Origin of the sequence: Dialister sp. CAG:357 (genome assembly GCF_000435155.1) — a bacterium.
GTDB lineage: Bacteria > Bacillota > Negativicutes > Veillonellales > Dialisteraceae > Dialister > Dialister hominis.
In genome coordinates this window covers 1-698 of record NZ_FR896478.1, presented here as the reverse complement: position 1 = coordinate 698, position 698 = coordinate 1, and the positions used below count along the sequence as shown (strand labels likewise).

The following is a 698-nucleotide window of genomic DNA, read 5'->3' as shown; positions in this document are numbered from 1 at the left end:
ATAAGATGCGACAAATTCTGCTTCCGATTTAGCAATAATATCCTCAATGTGGCAATACCTTTCCAGGAAATCCAGCAGTTTGTCTTTACCGCTGTTTATGTCGAATCCTCCGAAAAGATCGAAGATTCCTGGCATGGTCTGCTCCAATTGACTTTGCAGCTGGAGAAGGATGCGGCTTCTTTCCTCCGAAAAGTTAAGATAAGCATCGCAGAGTCTCTTCAAGAGGAAATACTTATCTCCATTAAGATCGAATTGCGGTAACTTTGCCCAATAAGCGATTCCATATCTGGCAATATTCGTGGAGTCGATGGAGTCTGTCTTTGTGTGTCTGAAGTTCTCTGCCTTATTAAAATTAGCAACCTTCAGAGCGTTGACGACAGATACAAAAATCCCATTCTGCTGCAAGAAATAGGCTATCGACAGGTGATAGACACCTGTTGATTCCATGACGACTTTTATCTCGTCATACTTTGCTTGTACCCGAATTTCATCGACCAGAGGCTGAAGTTCCTCTTTTGTGTGCTTAACATCAAAGGGCCTGCGGATGATCTTGTCGCCAGGCGCCATGAAACACACCGTACTTTTTCTCTTGGATACATCAATACCTACACAGATCATAAGTGACCTCCTATAAAAGATATTTGTAGTTGGTAGACGCTAATCCTTCACACACTTATTACCACTCAAACTAGTTTTTT

General features: G+C 42.0%; 1 protein-coding gene. It reads right to left on the bottom strand.

Features of this window, described 5'->3' with window-relative positions; all coding sequences use genetic code 11:
- The coding region (locus tag M3200_RS09100; RefSeq protein WP_288178266.1) for an IS110 family transposase at positions 1-618 on the bottom strand (618 nt) is incomplete at its 3' end.
- Positions 619-698 lie beyond the last annotated feature (80 nt).